25 protein-coding genes are annotated in these 26,170 nt (G+C 70.9%); 11 read left to right on the top strand and 14 right to left on the bottom strand.

Annotation, left to right across the window (positions count from 1 at the left end):
- Window positions 1-2 precede the first annotated feature (2 nt).
- The 10 genes from gcl to ACXJKD_RS18325 all read right to left on the bottom strand — a co-directional run bounded on the left by gcl (window position 3) and on the right by ACXJKD_RS18325 (window position 11,365).
- Window positions 3-1,781, bottom strand: coding sequence for a glyoxylate carboligase (gene gcl, locus ACXJKD_RS18370; protein ID WP_457256253.1), 1,779 nt, complete (start codon window positions 1,779-1,781; stop codon window positions 3-5).
- A 131-nt stretch (window positions 1,782-1,912) separates the two neighbouring features.
- Window positions 1,913-2,839: a 2-hydroxy-3-oxopropionate reductase gene (locus ACXJKD_RS18365; RefSeq protein WP_457256424.1), complete on the bottom strand. Its 927-nt coding sequence runs from the start codon at window positions 2,837-2,839 to the stop codon at window positions 1,913-1,915.
- The gene (locus ACXJKD_RS18360) at window positions 2,836-3,645 is read right to left on the bottom strand and encodes a hydroxypyruvate isomerase family protein (RefSeq protein ID WP_457256422.1); all 810 of its coding nucleotides are present in this window, start codon (window positions 3,643-3,645) and stop codon (window positions 2,836-2,838) included. The genes ACXJKD_RS18365 and ACXJKD_RS18360 overlap by 4 nt, the downstream gene beginning before the upstream one ends.
- A gap of 232 nt (window positions 3,646-3,877) precedes the next feature.
- Entirely contained in the window at window positions 3,878-4,204 is a 327-nt protein-coding gene (gene uraH / locus ACXJKD_RS18355; protein WP_457256251.1) for a hydroxyisourate hydrolase, read from the bottom strand.
- Window positions 4,204-4,698, bottom strand: coding sequence for a 2-oxo-4-hydroxy-4-carboxy-5-ureidoimidazoline decarboxylase (uraD, locus tag ACXJKD_RS18350; protein ID WP_457256250.1), 495 nt, complete (start codon window positions 4,696-4,698; stop codon window positions 4,204-4,206). The genes uraH and uraD (ACXJKD_RS18350) overlap by 1 nt, the downstream gene beginning before the upstream one ends.
- Window positions 4,698-6,626: a 2-oxo-4-hydroxy-4-carboxy-5-ureidoimidazoline decarboxylase gene (uraD, locus tag ACXJKD_RS18345; RefSeq protein ID WP_457256249.1), complete on the bottom strand. Its 1,929-nt coding sequence runs from the start codon at window positions 6,624-6,626 to the stop codon at window positions 4,698-4,700. Before uraD (ACXJKD_RS18345) ends, uraD (ACXJKD_RS18350) begins: the two co-directional genes overlap by 1 nt.
- Before the next feature lie 235 nt (window positions 6,627-6,861).
- A complete protein-coding gene (gene pucL, locus ACXJKD_RS18340; RefSeq protein ID WP_457256247.1) occupies window positions 6,862-7,770 on the bottom strand; it encodes a factor-independent urate hydroxylase in 909 nt (302 codons plus the stop codon).
- 280 nt (window positions 7,771-8,050) lie between these two features.
- Entirely contained in the window at window positions 8,051-8,563 is a 513-nt protein-coding gene (locus ACXJKD_RS18335; protein WP_457256245.1) for a helix-turn-helix domain-containing protein, read from the bottom strand.
- A 103-nt stretch (window positions 8,564-8,666) separates the two neighbouring features.
- Window positions 8,667-9,923: a DUF6986 family protein gene (locus ACXJKD_RS18330; RefSeq protein WP_457256243.1), complete on the bottom strand. Its 1,257-nt coding sequence runs from the start codon at window positions 9,921-9,923 to the stop codon at window positions 8,667-8,669.
- A complete protein-coding gene (locus ACXJKD_RS18325; protein WP_457256241.1) occupies window positions 9,920-11,365 on the bottom strand; it encodes a malic enzyme-like NAD(P)-binding protein in 1,446 nt (481 codons plus the stop codon). The genes ACXJKD_RS18330 and ACXJKD_RS18325 overlap by 4 nt, the downstream gene beginning before the upstream one ends.
- A 110-nt stretch (window positions 11,366-11,475) precedes the next feature.
- Between ACXJKD_RS18325 and ACXJKD_RS18320 the strand changes: the two genes are divergently transcribed.
- On the top strand, window positions 11,476-12,333 hold the full coding sequence (locus ACXJKD_RS18320) for a PaaX family transcriptional regulator (protein WP_457256239.1): 858 nt from the start codon (window positions 11,476-11,478) through the stop codon (window positions 12,331-12,333).
- Here the strand turns inward: ACXJKD_RS18320 and ACXJKD_RS18315 are convergent.
- Window positions 12,299-12,727: a RidA family protein gene (locus ACXJKD_RS18315; RefSeq protein ID WP_457256238.1), complete on the bottom strand. Its 429-nt coding sequence runs from the start codon at window positions 12,725-12,727 to the stop codon at window positions 12,299-12,301. The two genes, ACXJKD_RS18320 and ACXJKD_RS18315, sit on opposite strands and share 35 nt — an antisense overlap.
- 97 nt (window positions 12,728-12,824) lie before the next feature.
- Between ACXJKD_RS18315 and ACXJKD_RS18310 the strand changes: the two genes are divergently transcribed.
- The 10 genes from ACXJKD_RS18310 (at window position 12,825) to ACXJKD_RS18265 (ending at window position 23,375) form a co-directional block, all read left to right on the top strand.
- The gene (locus tag ACXJKD_RS18310; RefSeq protein ID WP_457256236.1) at window positions 12,825-13,658 is read left to right on the top strand and encodes a fumarylacetoacetate hydrolase family protein; all 834 of its coding nucleotides are present in this window, start codon (window positions 12,825-12,827) and stop codon (window positions 13,656-13,658) included.
- Between the two features lie 109 nt (window positions 13,659-13,767).
- A complete protein-coding gene (locus ACXJKD_RS18305; protein WP_457256420.1) occupies window positions 13,768-14,208 on the top strand; it encodes a cupin domain-containing protein in 441 nt (146 codons plus the stop codon).
- Window positions 14,205-15,152 (top strand): acyl-CoA thioesterase, encoded by a 948-nt coding sequence (locus ACXJKD_RS18300; protein ID WP_457256234.1) that lies wholly within the window; start codon window positions 14,205-14,207, stop codon window positions 15,150-15,152. Before ACXJKD_RS18305 ends, ACXJKD_RS18300 begins: the two co-directional genes overlap by 4 nt.
- Window positions 15,152-16,837, top strand: a complete 1,686-nt coding sequence (locus ACXJKD_RS18295; RefSeq protein ID WP_457256233.1) for an AMP-binding protein — start codon at window positions 15,152-15,154, stop codon at window positions 16,835-16,837. The genes ACXJKD_RS18300 and ACXJKD_RS18295 overlap by 1 nt, the downstream gene beginning before the upstream one ends.
- The gene (locus ACXJKD_RS18290) at window positions 16,834-19,287 is read left to right on the top strand and encodes a bifunctional salicylyl-CoA 5-hydroxylase/oxidoreductase (RefSeq protein WP_457256231.1); all 2,454 of its coding nucleotides are present in this window, start codon (window positions 16,834-16,836) and stop codon (window positions 19,285-19,287) included. Before ACXJKD_RS18295 ends, ACXJKD_RS18290 begins: the two co-directional genes overlap by 4 nt.
- Window positions 19,284-19,763, top strand: a complete 480-nt coding sequence (locus ACXJKD_RS18285) for an acyl-CoA thioesterase (protein ID WP_457256229.1) — start codon at window positions 19,284-19,286, stop codon at window positions 19,761-19,763. Before ACXJKD_RS18290 ends, ACXJKD_RS18285 begins: the two co-directional genes overlap by 4 nt.
- A gap of 70 nt (window positions 19,764-19,833) precedes the next feature.
- Complete coding sequence (locus ACXJKD_RS18280) at window positions 19,834-20,394, top strand: NADPH-dependent FMN reductase (RefSeq protein WP_457256228.1); 561 nt, start codon at window positions 19,834-19,836, stop codon at window positions 20,392-20,394.
- Window positions 20,395-20,474: 80 nt separating this feature from the next.
- The gene (nhaA, locus tag ACXJKD_RS18275) at window positions 20,475-21,917 is read left to right on the top strand and encodes a Na+/H+ antiporter NhaA (RefSeq protein ID WP_457256227.1); all 1,443 of its coding nucleotides are present in this window, start codon (window positions 20,475-20,477) and stop codon (window positions 21,915-21,917) included.
- A 47-nt stretch (window positions 21,918-21,964) separates the two neighbouring features.
- Window positions 21,965-22,369 (top strand): phage holin family protein, encoded by a 405-nt coding sequence (locus ACXJKD_RS18270; RefSeq protein WP_457256226.1) that lies wholly within the window; start codon window positions 21,965-21,967, stop codon window positions 22,367-22,369.
- 94 nt (window positions 22,370-22,463) lie between these two features.
- Window positions 22,464-23,375: an alpha/beta fold hydrolase gene (locus ACXJKD_RS18265; RefSeq protein WP_457256225.1), complete on the top strand. Its 912-nt coding sequence runs from the start codon at window positions 22,464-22,466 to the stop codon at window positions 23,373-23,375.
- 124 nt (window positions 23,376-23,499) lie between these two features.
- On the opposite strand, the gene ACXJKD_RS18260 is transcribed toward ACXJKD_RS18265, so the two are convergent.
- From ACXJKD_RS18260 to nth, 3 genes are read right to left on the bottom strand one after another with little or no spacing between them, the layout of a single operon-like run.
- A complete protein-coding gene (locus tag ACXJKD_RS18260; RefSeq protein WP_457256223.1) occupies window positions 23,500-24,711 on the bottom strand; it encodes a MarP family serine protease in 1,212 nt (403 codons plus the stop codon).
- Window positions 24,711-25,403, bottom strand: a complete 693-nt coding sequence (locus tag ACXJKD_RS18255) for an NUDIX hydrolase (RefSeq protein ID WP_457256221.1) — start codon at window positions 25,401-25,403, stop codon at window positions 24,711-24,713. Before ACXJKD_RS18255 ends, ACXJKD_RS18260 begins: the two co-directional genes overlap by 1 nt.
- Window positions 25,400-26,116: an endonuclease III gene (gene nth, locus ACXJKD_RS18250; RefSeq protein WP_457256418.1), complete on the bottom strand. Its 717-nt coding sequence runs from the start codon at window positions 26,114-26,116 to the stop codon at window positions 25,400-25,402. Before nth ends, ACXJKD_RS18255 begins: the two co-directional genes overlap by 4 nt.
- Window positions 26,117-26,170: the final 54 nt, after the last annotated feature.

Genomic DNA, 26,170 nt, shown 5'->3' with positions numbered 1-26,170 from the left:
CCCTAGTCCAGGTTGGCGAAGAGCGCGGTCGGGGCGTCGGCGCCGCCGGCGGCCAGCTCCTCGAACTCGGTGACGCCGTCGATGGACAGACCCATCGAGACGTTGGTGACGCGCTCGAGGATGACCTCGACGACGACCGGCACGCGGTATTCCTGCGCCATGGCCTTCGCCTTCTCCAGGGCGGAGTGGATCTCCTCGGGGTCGAAGACGCGGATCGCCTTGCAGCCCAGTCCTTCGACGACCTTGACGTGGTCGACGCCGTAGCCGGCGACCTCGGGGCTGTTGATGTTGTCGAACGACAGCTGGACGCAGTAGTCCATGTCGAAGCCGCGCTGGGACTGTCGGATCAGGCCGAGGTAGGCGTTGTTCACGAGGACGTGGATGTAGGGGATGTTGAACTGCGCCCCGACCGCCAGCTCCTCGATCATGAACTGGAAGTCGTAGTCGCCGGAGAGGGCGACGACGGTCTCGTCCGGGACCGCCGTGGCGACCCCCAGCGCGGCCGGGACCGTCCAGCCGAGCGGGCCCGCCTGCCCCGCGTTGATCCAGTGCCGGTCCTTGTAGACGTGCAGCAGCTGGGCCGCCTGGATCTGGGACAGGCCGATCGTCGAGACGTAACGGACGTCCTTGCCGAAGGCGCGGTTCATCTCCTGGTAGACCCGCTGCGGCTTGATCGGTGTGACGTCGAAGTTGGTCTTGCGCCACATGGTCGCCTTGCGGTCGCGGCAGGACTGCGCCCACGCGGTGCGGTCGGCCAGGCGACCGGCCTCGCGGCGCTCGCGCGCCACCTCGACGAAGAGCTGCAGCGCCGCCTTCGCATCGGAGACGATCCCGTAGTCGGGCGCGAAGACCCGCCCGATCTGGGTCGGCTCGATGTCGACGTGCACGAAGGTGCGGCCCTTCGTGTAGATCTCGACGTCACCGGTGTGGCGGTTGGCCCAGCGGTTGCCGATGCCCAGGACGAAGTCCGACTCGAGCATGGTGGCGTTGCCGTAGCGGTGGCTGGTCTGCAGACCGACCATGCCGGCGTTGAGCTCGTGGTCGTCGGGGATGGTGCCCCAGCCCATGAGGGTGGGGATGACGGGGACACCGGTCAGCTCGGCGAGCTCGACCAGCAGGTCGGCGGCGTCGGCGTTGATGATCCCGCCACCCGCGACGATCAGCGGTCGCTCGCTCGCCGCCAACAGGTCGAGAGCCTTCTCGACCTGGGGGCGGGTGGCGGCCGGCTTGTAGGTCGGCAGCGGCGCGTAGGTCTCGACGTCGAACTCGATCTCGGCCATCTGGACGTCGATGGGCAGGTCGATCAGCACCGGGCCAGGGCGTCCCGAACGCATCAGGTGGAATGCCTGCTGGAACGTGCCGGGGACCTGGGCCGGCTCGAGGACCGTGACGGCCATCTTGGTGAGCGGCTTGGCGATCGAGGCGATGTCGACGGCCTGGAAGTCCTCCTTGTGCAGCTTGGCGACCGGCGCCTGGCCGGTGATGCACAGGATCGGGATCGAGTCGGCGCTGGCCGAGTAGAGCCCGGTGATCATGTCGGTGCCGGCGGGACCGCTGGTGCCGACGCAGACCCCGATGTTGCCCGCCCTGGCCCGGGTGTAGCCCTCAGCCATGTGGGAGGCGCCCTCGACGTGGCGGGCGAGCGTGTGGTGCAGGCCGCCGTTGGTCTTCATCGCCTTGTAGAAGGGGTTGATCGCGGCTCCGGGCAGGCCGAAGACGTTCGTCACGCCTTCCTTCTTGAGGATCTCGACGGCCGCTTGGGCCGCAGTCATGCGTGCCATGGTGGTGCTCCTGGTTCTGGCCCCACTTTCCCCGGTTCGAGGTAATCCGCTGCCGGATCTGGGTAGCGGATTACCTCGAACGGGGAGAGCAGGTCGGGTGGGACGGGAGGTTCAGGGACGTTCGGGGAGGGTCAGGTGGTCTGCCCGGAGAGGCGCTGCACGCCACGCAGGAGGGCCGAGTGGTCGAGGCCGCCGTCGCCGTTCGCACGGGCCGAGGCCATCAGCTGGGCCACGAGCCCGCCGAGGGGTACGACCACCCCGGCCTCACGCGCGGCACTGGTCACGATCCCGAGGTCCTTGTGGTGCAGGTCGATCCGGAAGCCCGGCTCGAAGGACTTCTTCGCCATGTTGTCGCGCTTCTGGTCGAGCACCTTGGAGCCGGCCAGCCCGCCGCCGAGCACGTCGAGGGCAGGGCCGAGGTCGACGCCATAGGCCTCGAGGAAGACGACCGCCTCGGCCAGGGCCTGGATGTTGGCCGCCACGATGAGCTGGTTGGCGGCCTTGACCGTCTGCCCCGCTCCGTTGCCGCCCACGTGGACGATCGTCTTTCCGACCGCGTCGAAGAGCGGCTTGGCCTCGGCGAAGTCGTCGGCCGAGCCACCGACCATGATGGACAGGGCGGCGTTCCTGGCGCCCGCCTCACCGCCGGAGACCGGAGCGTCGAGGAGCCGGAACCCCTTGTCCTGAGCGGCCTTCGCGAGGTCGACGGTCACGTCGGGGCGGATGCTGGAGAAGTCGATCACCAGGGTGCCCTCCTTGGCGTTGGCGAAGACGCCGTCCTCACCCAGCAGGACGTCCTGCACGTCGGGGCTGTCGGGGACCATGACCGCGACCACCTGGGCGTCGCGGACGGCGTCGGCGACCGACGCCGCTGCGGTGCCACCGGCGTCCACGAGCGGCTGGGTCTTGTCGGGATGCAGGTTGTAGCCGATGACGTCGTGCCCGGCAGCCTGGAGGTGGACAGCCATGGGGCTGCCCATGATGCCGAGTCCGATGAAGGCGATGGTGGTCATGTCGTGCTCCTTGGTGGTCGTGCTGGTGTGACTGGGGTGGGTCAGGCGCCGCGGCGTTCGCGCGGCAGCCAGCCGAAGCTCTCGGGGGTGGTCGCGGTGGTGGGCTTGTACTCCAGACCCACCCACCCGGCATACCCGCGCTCGGCGAGCGCGCCGAGGTGGCGCTGCAGGTCGAGGCCTCCGGAGCCGGGCTCCCCGCGTCCGGGGGCGTCGGCGATCTGCACGTGTGCCGTGCGGTCGGCGAAGGCGGTGATGGCGGCGTCGAGGTCGTCGCCGTTGGCGGCCAGGTGGTAGAGGTCGAGGAGGAAGCCGACGTTGCTCGCGCCCGTCGCGCGCACGTCATCGACGACCGCGACGGCGTTGGCCGCGGTGCGCAGCGGGTAGGGCTTGGGACCGCTGACCGACTCGACGAGGACGGTCGCCCCGATGCGGTCTGCAGCCTTGGCGGCGAAGGCGATCGACTCGCGGCCGAGCTCGTCCTGCTCCTGCGCCGACGCGCCCTCGACGCGGTTGCCGAAGAGGGCGTTGAACGCCCCGACGCCGAGCCGCTCGCCGATGCCGACCGTGACGTCGACGTTGTCACGGAACTGCTGCACGCGGTCGGGGATGGAGAGGACTCCACAGTCAGGACCGGCCAGGTCGCCGGCGAAGAAGTTGAGGCCCACCAGCTGCACCCCCGCGTCCTCGATGGCGCCGACGAAGGCATCGACCTCGCGGTCACCGGGCGCCGGCTGGTCGGGCCAGGGCCACCAGAACTCGACGGCGTCGAAGCCTGCGGCCTTCGCGGCGGCGGGCCGCTCGAGGAGCGGCAGCTCGGTGAACAGGATCGAGCAGTTCACCTCGTAACGCAGTCCGTGGTCCGTCACGATATCTCCTTCATTTCCGTATTGTGGAATTGCTTTTCCGATTAGTGAGAGAGTAAGCGTCATTCCGCCCGAGCGTCAAGACCGCACGGGCGGTCGTCTCAGCGCGTGGCGGAGATATATCCGGAGGCGTCGCGGTGTCGCGCGAACCACCGCTCCCCCCATGAGACCGCCTGTGCCGCAAGCGATTGCTCGTCGGCCGTGACGGCGGTCGCCATGGTTACGACCCTCGGTAGGTGGAGTAGCCGAACGGGTTGAGCAGGACTGGCACGTGGTAGTGCTGGTCGGCGTCGGCGATGGTGAAGACCACCACCACCTCCGGGTAGAAGGCCTCGACGCCGCGCGCCGCGAAGTACCCACCCGAGGCGAACCGGAGCCGGTAGTCGCCGGCCTCCAGCCGCTCCGGCCCGATGGTGCCGATACGACCGTCCCCGTCGGTGATGCCGTCGCCGATCGCCTGGGCGTCAACGGTTTCCAGCACCACGGTGATGCCGGCGGCGGGCTTGCCGAGGCTGGTGTCGAGGACGTGCGTGCTGAGGGTTCCCATCAGAAGGCCACCTGTCGGAGTCGGAGCAGCGCGATCTCGCGCAGCTGGGTCACGGTCTCTTCACGCTCGGCGTCGTCGTCGTTGCCGAGCCGTCGGTCGAGCTCGGCGAGGATCTCGGCAGCGGATCGACCGGCGGCCCGGATGAGGAACACCCGGTCGAAGCGTGCCTCGTATGCCGCGTTGCCCGCTGCGAGCGCGCTGGCCACCACGGCATCGGCCGGGTCCACCCCGGCCTGCTCGCGCGCACTGGCGGCCACGTTGTGGTGCCGGCTCGCAGCCCGCTCACCGATCCGCGGGTGCCCGGCCAGCGCCGCCTCCAGCTCCTCGTCGTCGAGGTGCTGGGCGGCGGCGCCGGCGGTCGCTTCGAGCTCCGGCCACGCGGCATACGGTCGACCGTCGCGGACGGCGGCCACCCACCWGGGCACCGGGAGGCACGCGGTCAGCTGCTCCTCCAGCTCCGACGCAGGCAGCGTGTTGAGGCGCTCGAGGGTCATCAACCCTCCACGAAGCGGGTGCGGGCGGAGTGGATCGGATTGGCGTCGGCCACGAGGTCATCAAACCGGTAGCCGGCGATCTTGGCGATCTCCACGAGTGCCGAGGCGTGTTCCTGCGCCTGGGAGTTGTTGAGCCGCTCCCAGCCCGTGCGCACGACCTGGTCGAAGGAGTCGCGGTCGCGCACACACGTCACGAGGGGGAACCCGAACCGGTCGCGGTACTGGGAGGTGAGCTCGGCCAGCTCGCCGTGGCCCTTCTCGTCGAGCCGGGTGAGGCCGAGCGAGGACTGGTCACGGAGGGAGTCGGGCCCTTCGTCACCCTCGGCCACGCTGTCGGCGCCGAGGTCGGGGTAGGAGTCGATCAACTGGCGCTGCTCGTCCTCGTTGGCCGAGAAGAGCGCCTCCTGGAAGGCCCGCCGCAAGTCGCTGGTGTCGCTGAACGGCCGCGAGTCGAAGGCCCGCTCGACCACCCAGCGCGGCCCCTGGAAGAGGCTGCCGAACGTGTCGGCGAAGTCCTCGCGCGACATCTGGTTGACCTCGCTGAGGCGCACCAGGGAGCCCGGCGCGCCGGCCACGGCCGGACCACGGTTGGACCCGATGTGGTGGAAGAGGAAGTTCAGCACGATGGCGGTGATCGAGCCGAGGGTGATCCCCGAGCCGAGGATGATCTGAGCCCAGTCCGGGACCGCCTTGGCGACGTCGGGCTGCGCGGTGACGTACATCGCGAGGCCGACCGCGGTGGCGACGATGACGACGTTGCGGTGGTCGTGGAAGTCGACCCGCGACAGGGTCTGGAAGCCCACCACGGCCACGGTCGCGAACATCGCCAGTGCGGCCCCACCCAACACCGGGTGCGGGATGCCGGCCACGATGGCACCGGCCTTGGGGATCAGGCCGATGACGACCATGATCAGCCCGGCGGTTGCGACGACGTAGCGGCTCTTGACCCGGGTCAGTCGCACCAGGCCGACGTTCTCGGCGAAGCAGGTGTAGGGGAACGAGTTGAAGACCCCACCGATCGTGGTGGCCAGGCCGTCGGCGCGCAGGGCGCGGGCGATGTCGTCCTTGCCGATCCGCTTCTCGACGATCTCACCGGTCGCGAACACGTCGCCCGTGGTCTCGACGGCGGTGATGAGCATGACGACGATCATCGAGATGATCGCGGCCACCGAGAACCTGGGCCAGCCGAAGTGGAACGGCGTGGTGACCCCGATCCAGCCCGAGCCCGACACCGAGTCGAAGTGGGCGTCACCGAGGATCCAGGCGATGACGGTGCCGACCACCAGGCCGATGAGGACGGCCACGGTGGCCATGAAGCCCTTGAAGATCCGCTGGATCGCGACGATGAGGGCGAGGGTGCCCAGGGCGTAGGCGAGGTTGCGGCCGCTCGTGGGGTCGAGGGTCGGGCCGGCGCCACCGGCGGCGTCTGCAGCCGCGACCGGCAGGAGCGCCAGGCCGATGATCGTGATCACCGATCCGGTCACGACCGGCGGGAAGTAGCGGATCAGCTGGCTGAAGTAGGGGGCGACGAGGAAGGTGAACAGACCCGCCACGATCACCGCCCCGTAGATCACGAGCAGGCCGTCGGTGCCACCGCCCGCGGCCATGCCGATGGCGATCATCGGCGAGACGGCGGTGAACGTGACCCCTTGCAGGAGAGGCAGTTTCACACCGACCTTCCAGAACCCGATGGACTGGATGATCGACGCGATGCCGCACGTGAAGAGGTCGGCGTTGATGAGGTGGATGAGCTCCTGGGTCGACAGGCCGATGGCGCTGGCCAGGAGGATCGGCACGATGACCGCGCCGGCGTAGAACGCCAGCACGTGCTGGAAGCCGTAGATCGCGAGCTTCGGGATCGGCAGGACCTCGTCGACCGGGTGGCGGGAGGCGCGCTGGGACTGGGGTGTTGCGGTGGCTGCGCTCATGACAGGCACCTTTCGGGAGGCTCCGGGAGGAGGGGGTGCAGGAGGGCGTGCAGGAGGGGGTGCAGGAGGGCGTGCAGGAGGGGGTGCAGGAGAAAGGCGTGCGGGAGAACGGCGTGCTCGACGTCGTGACCGGCCGGTCGGGGTTCCCTGCGAGGAGCTGCGAAGCGACGCGGGCGGTGGTCAGATCGTGGTGCGGTGGTGCGGTGGTGCGGTGGTGCGGTGGTGCGTTGGTGCGTCAGCAGAATCCGGGCACGGTGAGCCAGGCGTCGCCGGCGTCCGAGCCGTTCTCACGCTGGACAGTGGCCTCGATCAGCCCGTAGGGACGGTCGGCGGCGATGAACACCTCGCCCGGGTTGTCCAGCCCGAACGGGGCCAGGTCGACCAGGAAGTGGTGCTTGTTGGGGGCGGAGAACTTGATCTCGGCGACCTCGGGGTGGGCGGACAGCACGGCCGAGCCCATCGCATAGAGGCTCTCCTGCAGCGCGCGGCTGTAGGTCGTCGCAAACGTCTCGAGGAGGAGCGACCGCACGTCGTCGAACGACTTGTTCCAGTCGACGCCCTCGGTGGACTCGTAGCGCCAGCGCGCCACGAGGGACGTCGCGAGGATCCGGTCGTCGGTCTCCTTCAGCGTCGTGTACTCGTCCCTGAGGTAGCCCTTGAACTCCGAGCCGGTCGACTTGAGGACGACGAGGTCCTTCACGCCGGACACGACCCAGGCGCGCGGCTCGTCGCCCCTGCGGTCGCGGGTCACGACCGTGGTGCGTACCTCGCCGCCGCGCTTCACGAACGCATGGTCATGGCCGGTGCCCCCGACCTCGATGCGGTCCCACGCGTACTCCTCGACCTCGATCCGGCTGGCGGTCGCGGCGGGGGTGACGTCGAGGAAGCGCTGTCCGAGGGTGAGGGCGTAGTCCTCCGGGGAGGTGACGCCGTGCTCCTTGGCGAACGCGAAGGCGGTGTTCTTCTGGGTGTCAGTGGGCAGGACGCTGGCCTGGTCACCGGTGGTGTGCGCCTCGGTGAAGTCGCCGCGCAGGGCGGTCGACACGTTGAGGTCGCGGATCTCGTGGCGGGCGGTGTCGCGGTAGACGCGGACGACGCGGTTCTCCGCCTTGCCGTACTGGTTGGGTCCGAGGACGAAGCTCATGGTGCTCCTTGCGGTGCCCGTCGACCCTGGGGTGGGTCGGCAGTGGGTGCGCGGTGGCTTCCAGGAGATCCGGAGGTCTTCCGAATGGTGGAAACCCGTTTACGAATGATGGAACAATAAACGCCGCGTTGTGACCGAGTCAACACTTTGTTGAAAATCAGGGTGGTGAAGTTCAGGGGCGTGCGACGAGCGGTCGCCCAGGTCCCAGCTCTCGGGCTCGCGGCCGCCCGGAGCCCGAGCTGGGCTCTCGCGGCACCAAAGACCACCGAGGTATGCCGCGTCAGCCGGTGGGCTCGGCCGCGGAGTCGCGGATTCGGTTGAGGTAGTTGTAGACGGTGAAGCGGGTCAGGCCCAGGGCCTCCGCGACCGTCTCCGCGCTGCGGCGCATCTCGAAGGCCCCGCGCTCCTCCAGCAGCCGCACCGCGTGCTGCTTCTCGGCGCGTGGCAGGGTCGCCAGCGAACCCCCGAGCTCGCGCTCCACGTCGGCGATGAGGCGCGACAGCCCGTCGGTGAAGTCCGTGGCACCAGCCGCAGGCGCACTGGCGGTGACCGCGTCCACGTCACCGAGGGTGAGGGTCACCCGGGTCGCGCCGTGGGACAGCGCCTCCTTGAGCGCCACGGCCACTGCGTCGACGACCACTTCGGCCTCGCCCTCGACCGACGTGCCGAGCGGTCCCAGGTCGGGTGACAACCCGGCATACCGGAGCGCGTCGGCGGACGCGGTGACGTGGGAGGGCAGCTGGTCGTCCTCGCCGTGGAACGGCTCGGTCGTGAACTCCACCCGCACGCGCATGCGGCCAACCTACCCGCGTCGCCCGCGGAGGTCAGCGAGGCGCAGTCAGCGAGGCGCAGTCAGCGCCGCCGCGGCGGACGGGGCGGTCAGGCGGACGGGGCGGTCAGGCGGGCGAGCGGTGGGCCAAGCGGTCGATGGCAGCACGGTCCAGACCGGTCAGGGCCTGCACCTCCTGCTCGTCGGTGGCGCCGCAGTCGAGCGCGCGGACGACGAAGTCGGACAGGGCACGGGCCGTGGCGGGCTCGTCCATGACCCCCGAATCCACTTGTCCCACATAGTTCTTCAGCCGTTGGCCGGCCACGGGCAGGCCTTCGCGGTAGAAGGCGTAGGTCGCGAGGAACCGGCTCGGCAGCTGGGCTGGATGCAGGTCCCAGCCCTGGTAGTAGCCGCGCTCGAGCGAGCGTCGCACGAGGCGTCCGTGCAGCCGCCAGGCCGCCACCACCTGGTCGTGGTCGCCGACCGGCAGCACGTTGGTGGAGCCGTCGGACAGGTGCACCCCGGTGCCGGCCGCGGCGACCTGCATGACCGCCTTGGCGTGGTCAGCGGCGGGGTGCTCCATCGACTGGTAGGCCGCGGCGATGCCGCAGGAGGCGGAGTAGTCGTAGGTGCCGTAGTGCAGGGAGGTGCAGCGGCCCGCCGAGGCGTGCACCATGCGGGCCACCAGCGCGGTGCCGTCGGGCCCCCCGATCGCCTGCGGGGTCTCGACCTGGATCTCGAACCGGATCGCCCCGGGCGACAGCCCGACGCCCTGCTCGACCTGCTCGCAGGCGACGACCATCGCCTCGACCTGGTCGACGGACGTGACCTTGGGGAAGGTCACCACGAACCCCTCCGGCAGCGCACCGTCGCGGGTCACGGCCTCGACGAACCGGGCGAACGTGCGCAGCCCCCGCCGCCGGGTCGGCGCCTCGAAGCTCTTGAAGCGGATGCCGTTGAAGGCAGTCGCGTTCCCGGTGTCGACGGCGTGCAGGAGAGCCGCGGCCGCGGCGTCCACGGCTGCATCCTCCTCGTCGTCGGACCGCGCGCCGTAGCCGTCCTCGAAGTCGATCCGCAGGTCCTCGACGGCTTCGCGGTCGAGCTTTGCGCGCACCCGCTCGAGCAGGTCCGCCGCGAGGCCATCGGGCAGCCCGAAGGCCTCCGCGACGCCCTCGGCGCCCCCACCGTGCTCGTCCAGGGCAGCGACCGCCTCCTTCTGCCACCGGCCCACCAGCTCGGCGTCGTAGCGGTCGGCCGGCACGTAGACGGTGTGGACGGGCTGGCGCACCGGCCGCTCGCCGGGGAACCGCGCGGTCAGCTCGGCATCCGCATCCCGCAGGCGCTCGTCGAGGGCGCTGCCCAGCGCGGCCAGGTCCACGGTCATCGGGTCGACGCCTCACTGCTGGCGGCGGAGCCGGTATGCCGGGCGGCCGGGTCGGCGTGCCGCCCTCCGGCTGCGTGTCGCACCGCAGCAGCCACGGCTGGTGCGACGTTGGCGTCGAAGACGCTCGGCACGATGTAGCTGGCATTGAGCTCGTCGGGGTGGACGCAGTCGGCGATGGCCGACGCTGCGGCGATCATCATCTCGTCGGTGATGTCCCGCGCGCCGGCGTCGAGCAGGCCCCGGAAGAACCCCGGGAAGGCCAGCACGTTGTTGATCTGGTTGGCGTAGTCGGACCGGCCCGTGGCGACCACGGCGGCGTGGTGGCTCGCCGCGACGGGGTCGACCTCGGGGTCGGGGTTGGCCATGGCGAAGACGATGGCCTTCTCGGCCATGCCCGCGATGTCGTCGCCATCGAGGAGGTTCGGTGCCGAGACGCCGATGAAGACGTCGGCCCCGCGCAGCACCTCCTTGAGCGTCCCCGTCGTGCGGGAAGGGTTGGTGTTGCGGGCGATCCAGCCCCGGAACTCGTCGGCGTGGTCCGCTTCCGGGTCCAGGGCACCGCGGCGGTCGCAGCCGATGATGTCGGTGGCCCCCTGGGCGTCGAGCAGCCGGATGATGGCGTGTCCGGCGGCACCCACCCCGGAGACCACGATCCGCACGTCCTCCAGCTTCTTGTCGACGACGCGCAGCGCGTTGCGCAGTGCCGCGAGGGTGACGATGGCGGTGCCGTGCTGGTCGTCGTGGAAGACGGGGATGTCGAGCTCATCACGCAGGCGCCGCTCGATCTCGAAGCAGCGGGGCGCGGAGATGTCCTCGAGGTTCACGCCACCGTAGACCGGGGCGAGCGCCTTGACGATCAGGATGATCTCCTCGACATCCTGGGTGTCGAGGCAGACCGGCCAGGCATCGACTCCGGCGAACTGCTTGAAGAGCGCAGCCTTGCCCTCCATCACCGGGAGGGCTGCGGCGGGGCCGATGTTGCCGAGGCCGAGGACCGCCGAGCCATCCGTCACGACGGCGACGGTGTTGCGCTTGATGGTGAGGCGGCGCGCGTCCTCGGGGTTCTCCGCGATGGCGAGGCAGACGCGAGCCACCCCGGGGGTGTAGGCGCGGGACAGGTCGTCGCGGTGCTTCAGCGGCACCTTGGGCACGACCTCGAGCTTGCCGCCGAGGTGCAGCAGGAAGGTGCGGTCGCTGACCTTGCGGACCGTGACCCCGGGGACTGCCGCGATCTCCGCGGTGATCCGGTCGGCGTGGTCGGCGTCGGAGGCGTTGCAGGTCACGTCCACGACCAGCTTGTCGCCGTGCGACTCCACGACGTCGAGGGCGGTGAGCGCCCCTCCCGCCGCAGCGACCGCGGCAGCGAGGACCCCAGTGGTGTCGATCGCGGCAGGCGCGTCGGCGCGCACGGTGATGGAGTATCCGGGGCTCGGTGCGGACATCACTCGACCTCAATCTTCCACGATACGGATTTCAAGTTCTGTGAAACGGAACTTTAGGACTGGTCGGCGTCAAGGACAAGTCTCGACCGGCTGACGGATACATTGCGTTCGTGACGACGACCGAGCTCGACGGTGGCACGGAGCGGGGGCCACTGCCACCGCGCGCGCTGATCGTCACCCTGCTCGGGCTCTACGTCCGCGAGTTCGGCGGCTGGATCAGCGTGAGCGCCCTGATCCGGCTGATGGCCGCGGCCGGGGTCGACGACCAGGCCGTGCGCTCGTCGCTGTCGAGGCTCAAGCGGCGCGGCATCGTCGATTCCGAGCGCCGCGGCGGCATGGCCGGCTACGCCCTGTCGGAGTACGCCCGCCACGTGCTCGAGGTCGGTGACCGCCGCATCTTCGCCCGCCCCGAGCCGCAGTCGCGCGACTGGGTCGTCGTCGTGTTCTCGGTGCCCGAGTCCGAGCGCCAGAAGCGGCACGCCCTGCGAGCCCGGCTGGCCTGGCTCGGCTTCGGCACGGTGTCCTCCGGCGTGTGGATCGCTCCCGGCCACCTCGCCGACGACGCGCGGGAGGTGCTCGTCGCCAACGGGCTCGACCTGTACGTCGACCTGTTCCGCGCCGAGTACGTCGCCTTCGGCGACCCCGCCGATAAGGTCGCCCAGTGGTGGGACCTCGATGCGTTGGGGCAGCTCTACACGGACTTCCTCGACGCCCACGAGCCGGCGCGCACGGAGTGGGCTGCGCACGACACGGTCGAGCCCGGGCCGCAGGCGTTCGCCGACTACATCCGGGCGCTCACCGCGTGGCGGCGGCTGCCCTACCTCGACCCCGGCCTGCCGGCCGACCTGCTCCCGGACTCGTGGTCCGGGACGAGGGCGGCCGAGACGTTCTTCGCCCTGCACCGGCTGCTCGCGGGCCCGGCCCACGACTTCGTCACCGCTGAGGCCGGAGCCGCTCGTCCGGGATGACTGCGACGCCGACGATCTCGATCAGGGCCTCGGGCTGCCAGAGGGCCGTCGTGCCGATGCCGGCCATCGCGGGGTAGACGGGGCCGGCCAGCTCGCGCCAGGCGCGGCCGATCTCGCGCCCGTGGGCCTGGTAGTCGGGGATGTCGGTGAGGTAGATCGTGATGCTCACGAGGTCCTCGGGGACGCCGCCGGCCTCGGCCAGGGTGGCGAGGACGTTGGAGAACGCCTGCCGGAACTGCTCGACGATGCCGCCCGGCACGATCTGCATCTGCGCGTCGAGGGCGGTCTGCCCGCCGAGGTAGAGCGTGTTGCCACTCAGCGTGCCGTGCGAGTAGCCGCTCGGCGCGGCCAGGGACGCGGGGTTGACGGGCACGGGGGTCAGCGGCTGGGACATCGAACCTCCAAGGTGTGGCCGGCGCGGATCGGGCTGGGCGTGCTTCGAGCCTAGCCCATCTATTGACGTTTGGCGACGATCGTGAAAATCTCGCTATATGCAGTTCGGCACCGTCGCCCACGAGGGGACCACGCACGCCGCGGCCCGCACCGCCGACGGCTGGCGGGCCCTCCCGGCCACCGACCTGTCCGCCCACCTCGCCGCGGGAGGCACCCTCGGCCCGGACACCCCGCTGGGCAAGCTGCTGTCCGGTGCCGAGCCGGTGGCCCCGCTCCCCCAGCCCGCCAAGGTGATCTGCTGCGGGCTCAACTACCGCGAGCACATCCTCGAGACCGGACGCGACCTGCCGAGCCACCCCACGCTGTTCGTCAAGTACGCCGACAGCCTCGTCGGGCCGGTCGACGACGTCTGCCTCCCCGCCGGCACCGACGTCGACTGGGAGGCCGAGCTGGCCGTCGTGGTCGGGGCGACGATCCGTGACGCCGACCGCACGACGGCCGCAGCCGCCATCGCCGGCTACACCGTGGCCAACGACGTGTCCGTGCGCGACTGGCAGTACCGCACGTTGCAGTGGTTCCAGGGCAAGGCCTGGGACGACTCGACCCCGACCGGCCCCGTGGTCGTCACCCCCGACGCGGTCGACCCCACGCAGGGCCTGACCATCACCTGCCGCGTCAACGGCGAGCAGGTGCAGCGCGACAGCACCGCCACCCTGGTCTTCGACTCCGCCGACCTCCTGGCCTACATCTCGACCTTCACGGTCCTGCGCCCCGGCGACCTGGTCCTCACGGGCACGCCCGGTGGTGTGGGCGTCGCCCGCGACCCGAAGCGGTTTCTCGCCGACGGCGACGTCCTCGAGACCGAGATCGAGGGGATCGGCCTGCTACGCAACACGATCCGCCTGACCAAACCCCGCCTGACCGCCACCTGACCGCACCTGCCCGACCGCACCTGCCCGACCGCACCTGCCCGCGACCGACGAAGGAGAGCCACCCGTGGAACCTGACTTCAGCAAGTACCAGCTCGAGGGTGACAACTCGATGTACGCCGACGCCAGCGGCCTCGTCGTCCCGGTCGTCACCCGGGGTGGGCTCGAGGTCGGCGACACCGGCCAGTCGGAGGGCGCCAGCCGGATCTCGGGCGTGAGCATCCAGCACACCCCGGCGACGCGGTTGTGGTTCGGCAAGGTCAGCAACGAGGCCGGCTACCGTTCGGCACCGCACCACCACGGCGAGGCCGAGACCGGCGGCTACGTCCTCTCGGGTCGGGCCCGCATCTACTTCGGCGAGCGGTTCGAGGACTACCTCGACCTGACCGAGGGCGACTGGGTCTTCGTGCCGCCGTTCATGCCGCACGTCGAGTGCAACCTCGACCGCAACAACCCGCTCACCTGGATGACGACCCGCACGCCGGAGAACATCGTCGTCAACCTCCCCCAAGTCTCTGACGACGAGCTGCGCCACTGGGCGGACCGCCCGTGACGAGCACCCCGGGCGAGACGCAGGCGCCGACCTCGGAGATCGTCACCAGAGCGCTGGAGCTCAACACCGTTGCGGCGCAGCACTTCGACGTCGCGTTCACCGCGACGACGCAACCCTGTCCGTGGCCCAAGGCCTATGGCGGCGACATGGTCGCGCAGGCCGCCGCGGCAGCGATGCTCACGGTCACCGACGGCAAGACCATGCACTCGATGCACAGCTACTTCATGCGCCCCGTCGACATCGGCGCGCCGGTCACCTACGAGGTCGAGGTGCTGCGCGACGGCCGCAGCTACGCCACCCGCCAGGTTCGCGCCTTCCAGAACGGCAAGGCCGCGTACACCTGTCTCGCCAGCTTCGCCGCCGGCGAGCCCGGGGGACGGTATGCCGCGTCGGCGCCTGCCGACGTCGCCGCACCGGACGCGCTGCCCAGCTCCGCGGCATACCTGCTCGACCGGGAGCCGGGCGGCAACTCGACGATGACAGCGGAGTCGAAGGAGTACTGGTCCGGCGGGCGCAGCTTCGACATGCGGCACCTGCCCGGCCCGGTCTACCTCGAGGTCGACGGCGGCCGCACGCCTCAGCAGGCCTTGTGGGTCAAGCCATTTGACGCGCTACGGCCGGTCGAGGGGCTCACCGACGCCCAGCGCGACCTCGCCGTCCTGGCGTACGTCTGCGACTACACGATCCTCGAGCCGGTGTTGCGCGTCCTCGACCTGCCCTGGGCCCAGCCCGGGCTCGTCACCGCGAGCCTCGACCACGCCATGTGGTTCCACCGCGAGCCGGCACCCGGGGCCCTCGACGGCTGGTTGCTCTACGCACAGGAGGCCGTGGCCGCCGACTCCGGTCGCGGTGTCGGCCTCGGCCGCTTCTTCACCCCCGACGGCGAGCACCTCGCGACCGTCGTCCAGGAAGGCATGATCCGCGCCACCACCGGAGGTCAGTGATGTCGAGCTCGCCCGCCGCGCTCTCCCCGAGCGGCTACACCGACACGTTCGCGCGTGACCACCTGCCACCGGCAGGCGACTGGCCGACGTTGGAGTTCACGACCCCCGAGCTGCAGTACCCACCGCGGCTCAACGCGGCGGTCGAGCTGCTCGATGCGACCATCGCGCGGCACGGTGCCGACCGGCCCGCCCTGCGCACCCCGGACGGCACGGTCTGGACCTACGGCGACCTGCTGCTCCGGGTCAACCAGATTGCCGCCGTCCTGACCGAGGACCTCGGCCTCGTCCCGGGCAACCGCGTGCTGCTCCGCTCGCCCAACAACCCGTGGACCGTGGCCGCCTGGCTCGGCATCCTGAAGGCCGGCGGTGTCGTCGTCACCACCATGTCGGCCCTGCGCGCCCGCGAGCTCGGCCCCATCGTCGTGAAGACGAAACCGTCGATCGCCCTCGTCGACCTCCGCTCGGTCGTCGACGCCATCGAGGTCCGCGACACCGTGGCGCCCGACCTCGTCGTCGTGCCGTATGGCGACGGAGGGCCGAACGACCTGCTGGCCGCTCGCTGCGCCACGAAGTCCGGCGACGCTGCCACACTCAACTACGCCGCCGTCGACACCGCCGCCGACGACGTCGCCCTGTTCGGTCCAACTTCGGGCAGCACCGGCGTCCCCAAGATCACGACGCACTTCCACCGCGACATCCTGTCGATCGACAACACCTTCGGCCGCCACACGCTGCGGCTCACCGAGGACGACGTCGTGGCCTGCACCGCTCCGTTCGCCTTCACGTTCGGGCTGGGCATGCTCGTGGTCTTCACCCTCCGCGCCGGCGCCTGCGCGCTGGTGACCGAGCAGGCCACGCCGGCCCAGCTCGCCGAGGTCGTGGAGGAGCACGGGGTGACGGTCCTCGCGACGGCCCCGACGGCCTACAAGCAGATCATCAAGGCCGGCCACCTCCCCAGGCTCAAGGGACTCCGCATCGCCGTCAGCGCCGGCGAGCACATCCCGCAGGAGGTGTGGGAGACCATCCGCTCCGAGCTCGGGCTGGCCATCGTCGACGGCATCGGCGCCACCGAGATGCTGCACATCTTCATCTCGGCCGCGGGCGAGGACATCCGCCCGGGGAGCACCGGCAAACCCGTTCCCGGCTACCGCGCCGCGATCCTCGGCCCCGACGACCAGCCGGTGGCCCCCGGCACGGAGGGCCGGCTCGCGGTGATCGGGCCGGTCGGGTGCCGCTACCTCGACGACGACCGGCAGCACGCCTACGTCGTCGACGGCTGGAACGTCACCGGCGACACCTTCGTGCAGGACGAGGACGGCTACTTCTTCTACCGGGCCCGCACCGACAGCATGATCGTGTCGTCCGGCTACAACATCGGGGCCCCGGAGGTGGAGGCCGCCATCGACGGCCACCCCGACGTGGTCGAGGCCGGCGTCGTGGGTGAGCCCGATCCCGAGCGCGGTTCCATCGTCAGCGCGTTCGTCGTGCTGCGCGAGGGCGTGGTCGGCGACGCCGCCAAGGCCCGCGAGATCCAGGACCACGTGAAGGCGACGCTGGCGCCCTACAAGTACCCCCGGCGGGTCCGCTTCGTCGACCAGCTGCCACGCAACACCAGCGGCAAGCTCCAGCACTTCAAGCTCCGCGACCTGACCCAGCCCCACCCCGCAGAGGAGTCGACCCCATGAGGATCGCGATCGTGGGCGGAGGCCCCGGCGGCCTCTACCTCGCCGCCCTGATGAAGCAGCTCGACGCGAGCCACGAGGTGACCGTCTGGGAGCGCAACGCCCCGGACGACACGTTCGGCTTCGGGGTGGTCTTCTCCGACGAGACCCTCGGCGGCATCGAGAGCGCCGACACCACCATCTACCGGGCGATGGAGAGCCAGTTCGCCCGCTGGACCGACATCGACGTGGCGATCGACGGCCGGTCGTCGACGATCGGTGGCCAGGGCTTCGCGGCGATGAGTCGCAAGGAGCTGCTGCGCATCCTGCAGGCTCGGGTCGCCGAGCTCGGGGTGCAGGTCCACTACCGGACGGTGGCGCCCGGCGCTGACGAGCTGCGCGCGTCGCACGACCTCGTGGTCGCCGCCGACGGCCTCAACTCCCAGGTGCGGGGGCAGTACGCCGACGCGTTCGGGCCGAGCCTCGACCCGCGCCACAACAAGTACATCTGGTTCGGCACCGACCTGATCTTCGAGGCCTTTCAGTTCATCGTGCGCAACACCGAGTTCGGGACCATGCAGATCCACGGCTACCCCTACTCCGACAAGGGATCCACCTTCATCGTGGAGATGCACGAGGACGTCTGGCGGCGGGCCGGCTTCGACCGCACCGAGGACGAGGTGTTCCCTCCCGGGGTGTCGGACGAGTATGCCGTCGAGCGGGTCGCGGAGATCTTCGCGGACGACCTCGGTGGGCACCGGATCCTCACCAACAACTCCAAGTGGCTGAGCTTCACGACGGTGCGCAATGCCAGCTGGCACCACGACAACGTCGTCCTCATCGGCGACGCTGCCCACACCGCGCACTTCTCCATCGGGTCGGGCACCAAGCTGGCGATGGAGGACGCGCTGGCCCTGGCCGCCTGCCTGCACGAGCACCAGTCCGTGCCGAAAGCCCTTGCTGCATATCAGGAAGAGCGCAAGCCGGTCGTCGAGTCGACCCAGCGCGCGGCCCAGGCCAGCCTCGAGTGGTTCGAGAACATCGGCATGTACGCCGACCAGGACCCCGACGAGTTCGTCTTCAACCTGCTCACCCGCTCACGCCGGATCACCTTCGAGAACCTCAAGCACCGTGACACCGAGTTCGCCGCCCGCATCCAGGGCGCGTTCGCGCGCGGTGCCGGTGCGGCCGGTGCGGCCGGTGCGGAAGGCTCGGGCGCGAGCGCCGCAGCCGTCGAGCCCGACGAGCTGGCCCCGGCGATGTTCCAGCCGGTGCGGATCGGTCCCCTGGAGCTGAAGAACCGCGTCGTCCTCTCCCCGATGGACATGTACTCCGCCGTCGACGGGCTGCCGGGTGAGTTCCACCTCGTGCACCTGGGGTCCAAGGCCCTCGGCGGGGCCGGCCTGGTGATGTCGGAGATGACCTGCGTGTCACCCGAGGGCCGGATCACCCTCGGGTGCCCGGGGCTGTGGACCGACGAGCAGCGCGACGCCTGGGCGCGGGTCGTGACGTTCGTGCACGAGCGCAGCACCGCGAGGATCGGGCTCCAGCTGGGGCACTCCGGCCGGAAGGGCTCGACCAAGCTGATGTGGGAGGGCATGGACGAGCCGCTGCCCGAAGGCAACTGGGAGGTCGTCGGACCGTCGGCCCTCCCTTACGGCGAGGACTGCCACCTGCCCCGGGAGATGACCCGCGCCGACATGGACCAGGTCGTCGCCGACTTCCGCGCCGCGGCCCGACGTGGTGTCGAGGCGGGGTTCGACCTCGTCGAGGTGCACGCCGCGCACGGCTACCTGCTGTCCTCCTTCCTGTCGCCGATCTCCAACGTCCGCACTGATGAGTACGGCGGCTCCCTGGAGAACCGGCTCCGCTTCCCCCTCGAGGTGTTCGACGCCGTGACTGACACGGTCCCCGACCACGTGCCCGTCACCGTGCGCATCTCGGCGACCGACTGGATGCCGGACGGCAACACCGAGCACGACGGTGTCGAGATCGCGCGGGCCTTCATCGCCCATGGCGCCGCGGCCATCGACGTCTCGACCGGACAGGTCACCAAGGAGGAGAAGCCGGCCTTCGGGCGGTCCTACCAGACCCCGTTCGCCGACCGGATCCGTCACGAGGTCGCCCGCCCCGCCGGGGTGGCGGTCATCGCGGTCGGCGCGATCTCCTCGCACGACGACGTCAACTCGATCCTGCTCGCAGGGCGGGCCGACCTGTGCGCCCTCGGCCGGACCCACCTCTACGACCCGATGTGGACCCTGCACGCCGCCGCCGAGCAGGACTACTCCGGACCGGCGGCGCAATGGCCGGACCCCTGGAAGGCCGGCCGGCGCCGACCCCCCACGTCGCGCACCGACAAGATCCCGCCGCGGCTGGCACTGCTGCGCGAGGGCACCGAGGACGAGGTGCACCTGCGCTGGCGTCCCGGCGCGGCCGAGGCCGCGGCGCCGACCCCCGCCCCCGTGTCCGCGTGACCCCGTCACGCGGGGCCGACGGGACCGACGGGAACGACGGGAACGACCGGGGCGCACCCACCGTCCTCGCGACCCAGACGCTGCGGTCGCGGATCGAGTGGGTGGACACCGACGCCGCCGGGATCTACCACAACAGCACCGTGATCCGGCTGGTCGAGGCCGCCGAGGCCGCGCTCGCCCGGGCACACGGCATGGACGGCTACTTCCCCGTCGCCCCGCGCGTTCGCTACGAGGCCGACTTCGAGGCGCCGCTCTACTTCGGCCAGGAGGTGACGACGACGGTCTCGGTGGTCGAGCTCGGCACCTCGTCGATGACCTTCGGGTTCGAGGTCTGGGGCGAGGAGTTCGAGCACGCCCCGCGGGTCCGGGCCGCGCGCGGTCGCTATGTCACCGTGCACCTCGACCGCAGCGGTCCGGGTCGGGCCACCAGCGCGCCGTGGCCCGCCGAGTGGGTCGAGCGCCTCACCGCCGGCTGACACAGCGCTAGCCGAGACCGCTGACCGGGCGCACCCCGACGGCATCCCGGTCCCGGCCTAGGCTTCCGCCATGGCTGCCCCACGCGTGTCCGTCATCATCGCCAGCACCCGTCCGCACCGGATCGGCCACCGGGTGGCGCAGTGGGTGCTCGACGCGGTGCCTGCCGACCTCGAGGTCAGGGTCCACGACCTGCGCGAGCGCGGACTGCCCTTCCTCGACGAGCCCGGCCAGCCCGCGGACGGCCACTACGCCCACGAGCACACCCGCCAGTGGTCCGCGGCCATGCTGGCGACCGACGCGCTGGTGCTGGTCATGCCCGAGTACAACCGCGGCTACAACGCGGCCCTCAAGAACGCCATCGACTACCTCTACGCCGAGTGGGAGGGACTGCCCGTCGGGTGCGTCGGCTACGGCTGGCACGGGGCGAGCTACGCCAAGTCGGCGCTGCGCCAGACCCTCGAGCGGGTCAAGATGACGGTGGTCGACGGTCCCGGGCTGGCCTTCAACAAGACCCTCACCCTCGACGGCGTGGTGAGTGCGAGCCAGGCCGACGACCAGGCCCTCGCCGCGATGTTCGAGGAGCTCCGCGCCAAGGCGCGCACCACAGCCCCCACCGTCGCCCACGACTAGGATGGACCGCAGGTGAGCCGGGAAGTCTGGTCGGCGGCGTCCGCGGACGTCTGTGCCCGCTGCCGACCCCCGAGGAACCCATGAGCCTCAACCCCTTGCGGCCCCGCCTCTTCGCCCGCACCACGTGGCAGGAGGCGCAGCACGTCGCCGGGGCACTGCGCACCGAGACGGTCGGGGGCGCCTTGCTGCTCGTGGCGGCCGTCGCCGCCCTGGCCTGGGCGAACTCACCGTGGCACGCGGCATACGCGGGCTTGCGCGACACCACGCTCGGCCCCCTTGCGCTGCACCTCGACCTGACCCTCGGGCAGTGGGCGGCCGACGGCCTGCTGGCCCTCTTCTTCTTCGTTGCCGGTCTCGAGCTCAAGCGCGAGTTCCTGGTCGGCGAGCTGCGCACCCCGGCCAAGGCCGCTCTTCCCGTGGCCGCCGCCCTGTGCGGCGTCGCCCTCCCTGCCCTCGGGTATGCCGTGACGGTCACCTTCCTGGGCGCGGAGGGTGATGCGTTGCGCGGGTGGGCGATCCCGACGGCGACCGACATCGCCTTCGCGCTGGCCGTGCTGGCGGTGATCGGCACCCACCTGCCGTCGGCGCTGCGCAGCTTCCTGTTGACGCTGGCGGTCGTCGACGACCTGGTCGCGATCACGATCATCGCGGTCTTCTACACGCAGAGCCTCGACCTCCCCCTGTTCGTGCTCGCGCTGGTGCCGCTCGCGCTGTTCGCGGCGCTGGTGCAGCGGCGGGTGGCGCACTGGTGGCTGCTGCTGCCCCTCGCCGCCGTCACGTGGGGGCTGGTGCACGCGTCGGGCATCCACGCCACGGTGGCCGGCGTGCTGTTGGGGCTGGTCGTGCCGGTGAAGCCGCGGCCACGGGCGTCCCGGGTGTCACGGGTGCCCGCCGTGAGCCCACTGGCCGCCGACGTCGATGTGGCGCAACGGTTCGAGCACCGGCTGCGACCGCTGTCAGCCGGGGTGGCGGTGCCGGTGTTCGCGTTCTTCGCGGCGGGGGTGCGAGTGGTGGGCGGCGGGTTCGGCGACAGCGTGGCCGACGAGGCCGCGCTCGCTGTGGTCCTGGCCCTGGTGCTCGGCAAGCTGGTCGGGGTGTTCGGCGGCACCTGGGTCTTCGCGCGGTTCACCCGGGCCGAGCTCGACGAGGACCTCGCGTGGTGGGACGTCGTGGGCCTGTCGTTGCTGGCCGGCATCGGGTTCACGGTCTCGCTCCTCGTGGGGGAGCTCGCCTTCGGCGCCGGCAGCCCGCGCGACGAGCACGTCAAGCTGGCCGTCCTGGTCGGCTCGCTTGCCTCCGCGGTCCTGGCCACCGTGGTGCTGCGCGCCCGCAACCGGGTCTATCGGAGGCTCTGGGAGCTGGAGTCGCGCGACGACGACGGCAACGGCATCCCCGATTGCTTCGAGACGTCCGTCGCGGCACCGGGTGCGGCACCGGCTGCCCTGCCTGGTGCAGCGCTCTCCGCGGCCCCCGACGCAGCATCCGACGAGGTCACGGGTGTGGACGACCAACGACGCCGTTAGGGTTGGGAAGCCGGCAGACCGGACACGAGGAAGCGAAGGTGAGGCGCATGGCTCCCAACCAGCTGAACAGCGACGGCACCGAACGGACCATCGGACAGCTCGTGGCCGATGCCACCCACGACGTCTCGACCATCGTCCGTAGCGAGATCGCCCTGGCCAAGGCCGAGATCGCCGCCGACGCCAAGCGGGCCGGGGCAGGAGCCGGGATGTTCGCGGCGGCCGCCTTCGTCGCCTTGCTCGGGCTGATCTTCCTGTTCCACACCATCGTCGCCGTGATCGACATCTGGCTCCCCGAGTGGGCGGGCTACCTGATCACCACCGGGCTGCTGTTCCTCGTCGCCGCGATCCTTGCTCTCGTCGGACGGAACAGCATGAAGAAGATCAAGGGCAAGCCGGAGCGCACCATCAAGAACGCGCAGGACACCGTCACCGCCGTCAAGTCAGCGTCCTGACCCGGACCGGGCCCTCACCAGGACCCGTGCCCTCACCCGGCCAGCGCGACCCGGGACCCATCCACCGACACCCAGCCGAACGGCATACCCAGCCATGAGTCTCGACGCCTCGATGGCCCTCATCGAGGGCCCGTGGGAGCACCGCTTCGTCGCCGCCAACGGCGCGCGCTTCCACGTCGCCGAGCAGGGTGAGGGCCCGATCGTCTTGCTCCTGCACGGTTTCCCGCAGTTCTGGTGGGCCTGGCGGCACCAGATGGCAGCCTTGGCTGAGGCGGGCTACCGCGCGTGCGCGATGGACCTGCGCGGGTACGGCGCGTCCGACAAGCCGCCGCGCGGGTACGACACCCGCACCTCGGCGACCGACGTCGCGTCCGTGCTGCGTTCGCTCGGGGGATCGCGCGCGGCGGTCGTCGGCCACGGCTGGGGTGGCTGGATCGCGTGGAGCATGCCGACGCTGCAGCCCACCGTGACCCGGGCCATCGCCTCGCTGTCGATGCCCCACCCGCTGGTGTTCCGGAAGGCGTCGTTCGCGAACCCGCGTCAGCTCAAGGCCAACGCCTACCTCGGCGGGCTGCAACGACCGTTCGTCCCGGAGCGGCAGATGACCGTGCACGGCGGGTACGTCCAGCGGCTGCTGCGGGAGTGGGCCTCACCCGAGGGGATCTGGCCCTCGCCCGAGGAGGCCCGGATCTACTCCGACGCCATGGCGCTGCCGTTCGTGGCGCACTCGGCGGCGGAGTACTACCGCTGGGTGGTGCGCAGCCAGGTGCGGCCCGACGGCTGGAAGTTCGCCGCCCGGATGAAGACGCCGATCAGCCTGCCGGTGCTGCAGCTGCACGGTGAGCACGACGGGGCGGTCCTGGCCGACACGGCCGGAGGCTCGGCGGCCTATGTGACCGGCCGCTTCGACCGACACCTCGTGCCGAACGCGGGCCACTTCCTGCCCGAAGAGGCGCCCGATGTGGTCAACCAGCACCTGCTCGACTGGCTCGCCACCCTCCGCTGACCCTCCGCCGGCCCTCCCCTCCCGCGACCTCTGGCCACTGATACCGCATCAGCAACAGGTTTCCGCCCCCGCGTGCCACACCGCTGGCCCGAAGTCGGGACGGGAGAGGGGTATGCCGCGTGGGTCAGCCGGCGACGCAGGCGCCGGTGTCGACCGGGGTCGAGGCGCTGGACGCGGCGTCGAGGACGGGCTTGGCCTCGTCCATCGTGAGCGCGTACCCGGTGCTGGGGTCGTCGAGCGACTTGGCGAAGACGACCCCGACCACGCGGCCGTCGGTCGACAGCAGCGGGCCACCGGAGTTGCCGGGACGCACCTGCGCGTAGAGCGAGTAGACCTCGCGACTGGTGCCGGGCTGCCCGTAGATGTCCGAGCCCCGGGCGTTGACGACCTCACGGACCCGGGCGGCGTCGAGCCGGTAGGGACCGTCGAGCGGGAAGCCCGCGACGACCCCGCTGTCGCCCCGGGCCAGATCGGGCCCCTGGCTCAGCGGGTCGGCAGGCAGACCGGGCACCGCGAGGACAGCCAGGTCGCGCTTGGCGTCGAAGATGACCACGCGGCCGACGTAGGACCGTCCGGTGCCGTGGATGCGCAGGGTGGCGGTGTCCATGCCGGCGACGACGTGGGCGTTGGTCACCACGCGCTCGCGGGCGACGACCCAGCCACTGCCTTCCTGTCCACGGTTGCAGGCATCGGCGACCCCGGTGATCTTGATGACCGAGGCCGCGGCCTGCCGCACCCCGGCGGTCTGGGCGACGGAGGGGTCCGGAGGAGCGACCGGCGCGATCCGCTCGCTCTCGAGACCGTCGAACACGCGCGGGAAGCCCTCGCGGTCGAGCACCTCGCGGAACGACGCGAAGAGCCGCGACGTGCCCGGGGGCACCACCCTGTCGATGGCGCGCAGCACGCGCGACTCACCGATGGCCTTGGCGATCGGGGCCGGCGCGCCGCCACGCAGGGCGCCGGCCATGAACCAGACGAGCACGGCCGCGGACAGGACGACGGCGACGGCCCCCAGGCTGGCGTCGAACCACTGGGCCGGCTTGATCTTCAGCTTGGACCGCAACGACCCACCGATCGCCACAGCGATCGCCTGCCCACTGGACGCCAGGATGAAGACCCCGGCGATCAGCACGACCGAACGCAGCAGGGGAGAGGACTCCAGCTCGGTCCAGTGCTCGATCCCCAACGGGATCAGCCACATCGCGAGCGCACCCCCGGTGAGGAACCCGGCGAGCGACAACACGCTGACCACCAGACCCTGCCGGAACCCGGTGAAGGCGTAGCTGATGAAAAGCAGGATCAGCAGGTAGTCGAGGACGGTCAGTCCGAGGAACATCAGGCTCGGCCTTCCGTCGCGGTCCGGGTCAGCGCGTCCTGCGAACCCCCTGGCCGGTAGCGGGCAGGAAGCGGACGCTCGAGGCTACGGTCCCACGGAACGGTCAAACCACCGAAATCGAGCACAGCGGACAGCAGTCCCGCCGTGAACCCCCACACGAACAGCCCGTCGAACTCGAACCCCGGCCCGCGGTAGCCGCTCGGGTGGGACACCGTGAAGCGGGCGGCCGGGTCGAGCAGGTCGGCCAGCGGTGCCCGGACGGCCCGATGCACCTCGGTCGGATCGACCGTGTCGAGCGGGCTCGGCTCGCGCCACCACCCGAGCACCGGCGTGACGACGAACTGGCGCGGGCTCAGGTAGATGTCGGGCAGCTCGGCCACGACGTCGATGGTGTCGGGGTCGATCCCGACCTCCTCCTGCGTCTCGCGCAGGGCAGCGGCAGCGTCGGAGGCGTCGGACGGCTCGCGCTTGCCGCCGGGGAAGGAGATGTCGCCCGGCTGGGTGCGCAGGGTGTGGGCGCGCTCGGTGAGCACCACGTCCTCGCCCCCACCCTCGGACGGGCCGAACAGGATCATCACGCTGGAGCGCCGACCGCCCTCCGGGGGTGGGGCGAACGTCTCGAAGTAGCCCCGGTCGGCCGCGGCGATCGCGTCGCGGGCGCGGTCGACCCAGGCGGGACGAGCGACGGTCACGGCGCGGCGGTCCCGGTCACGTCGGTCCCCGACGCCGCGGCATACGGGTTGGTCGCCCCGGGGGCGAGCTCGAACTTGAGCAGCTTCTCGGCCTTGACCGGGTCGGTCTCGCCCACGCCGTAGGAGGGGCACAACCGGGCGACGGGGCACGCGCCGCAGGCGGGCTTCTTGGCGTGGCAGGTGCGACGGCCGTGGAAGATCAGGACGTGCGACAGCATCGTCCACTCCTTGCGCGGGATCAGCGCCCCGACGGCGTGCTCGACCTTGACCGGGTCGTCCTCGGCGGTCCAGCCGAACCGGCGGACCAGCCGGCCGAAGTGGGTGTCGACGGTGATGCCGGGGATGTCGAAGGCGTTGCCGAGCACGACGTTCGCGGTCTTGCGGCCGACGCCGGGGAGGGTCACGAGGTCCTTCATCCGCGGCGGCACCTCACCGTGGAAACGCTCGACCAGGTCGGCGCCGAGCTTCATGACCGAGTTGGTCTTGGCCCGGAAGAAGCCGGTCGGCTTCAGCAGCGTCTCCAGCTCCTCGCGGTCGGCTCCGGCGAGGGCCGCGGCGTCGGGGTAGCGCGCGAACAGCTGCGGCGTCACCTTGTTGACCATCACGTCGGTGGTCTGGGCGGACAGCACGGTCGCCACCAGGAGCTGCAACGGGGTGTCGAAGTCGAGCTCGCAGTGGGCGTAGGGGTAGTGCTCGTGGAGCATCCGGTACATCCGCCGGGCACGTCGGGTCAGGGCGACGGGGGACTCGTCGCCGGCAGCGCGCGC

It is taken from the genome of Pedococcus sp. P5_B7 (genome assembly GCF_054049895.1).
The sequence above is the reverse complement of the archived record's forward strand: the minus strand, read 5'-3'. Positions and strand labels throughout refer to the sequence as shown.

Coding starts and splice junctions, on each gene's coding strand:
- gcl (WP_457256253.1), bottom strand. CDS start 1,781: ATGGCACGCATGACTGCGGCCCAAGCGGCCGTCGAGATCCTCAAGAAG.
- uraH (WP_457256251.1), bottom strand. CDS start 4,204: ATGGGAACCCTCAGCACGCACGTCCTCGACACCAGCCTCGGCAAGCCC.
- uraD (WP_457256249.1), bottom strand. CDS start 6,626: ATGAGCGCAGCCACCGCAACACCCCAGTCCCAGCGCGCCTCCCGCCAC.
- pucL (WP_457256247.1), bottom strand. CDS start 7,770: ATGAGCTTCGTCCTCGGACCCAACCAGTACGGCAAGGCGGAGAACCGC.
- ACXJKD_RS18335 (WP_457256245.1), bottom strand. CDS start 8,563: ATGCGCGTGCGGGTGGAGTTCACGACCGAGCCGTTCCACGGCGAGGAC.
- ACXJKD_RS18330 (WP_457256243.1), bottom strand. CDS start 9,923: ATGACCGTGGACCTGGCCGCGCTGGGCAGCGCCCTCGACGAGCGCCTG.
- ACXJKD_RS18325 (WP_457256241.1), bottom strand. CDS start 11,365: ATGTCCGCACCGAGCCCCGGATACTCCATCACCGTGCGCGCCGACGCG.
- ACXJKD_RS18315 (WP_457256238.1), bottom strand. CDS start 12,727: ATGTCCCAGCCGCTGACCCCCGTGCCCGTCAACCCCGCGTCCCTGGCC.
- ACXJKD_RS18310 (WP_457256236.1), top strand. CDS start 12,825: ATGCAGTTCGGCACCGTCGCCCACGAGGGGACCACGCACGCCGCGGCC.
- ACXJKD_RS18305 (WP_457256420.1), top strand. CDS start 13,768: ATGTACGCCGACGCCAGCGGCCTCGTCGTCCCGGTCGTCACCCGGGGT.
- ACXJKD_RS18295 (WP_457256233.1), top strand. CDS start 15,152: ATGTCGAGCTCGCCCGCCGCGCTCTCCCCGAGCGGCTACACCGACACG.
- ACXJKD_RS18290 (WP_457256231.1), top strand. CDS start 16,834: ATGAGGATCGCGATCGTGGGCGGAGGCCCCGGCGGCCTCTACCTCGCC.
- ACXJKD_RS18280 (WP_457256228.1), top strand. CDS start 19,834: ATGGCTGCCCCACGCGTGTCCGTCATCATCGCCAGCACCCGTCCGCAC.
- nhaA (WP_457256227.1), top strand. CDS start 20,475: ATGAGCCTCAACCCCTTGCGGCCCCGCCTCTTCGCCCGCACCACGTGG.
- ACXJKD_RS18270 (WP_457256226.1), top strand. CDS start 21,965: ATGGCTCCCAACCAGCTGAACAGCGACGGCACCGAACGGACCATCGGA.
- ACXJKD_RS18265 (WP_457256225.1), top strand. CDS start 22,464: ATGAGTCTCGACGCCTCGATGGCCCTCATCGAGGGCCCGTGGGAGCAC.
- ACXJKD_RS18260 (WP_457256223.1), bottom strand. CDS start 24,711: ATGTTCCTCGGACTGACCGTCCTCGACTACCTGCTGATCCTGCTTTTC.
- nth (WP_457256418.1), bottom strand. CDS start 26,116: ATGTACCGGATGCTCCACGAGCACTACCCCTACGCCCACTGCGAGCTC.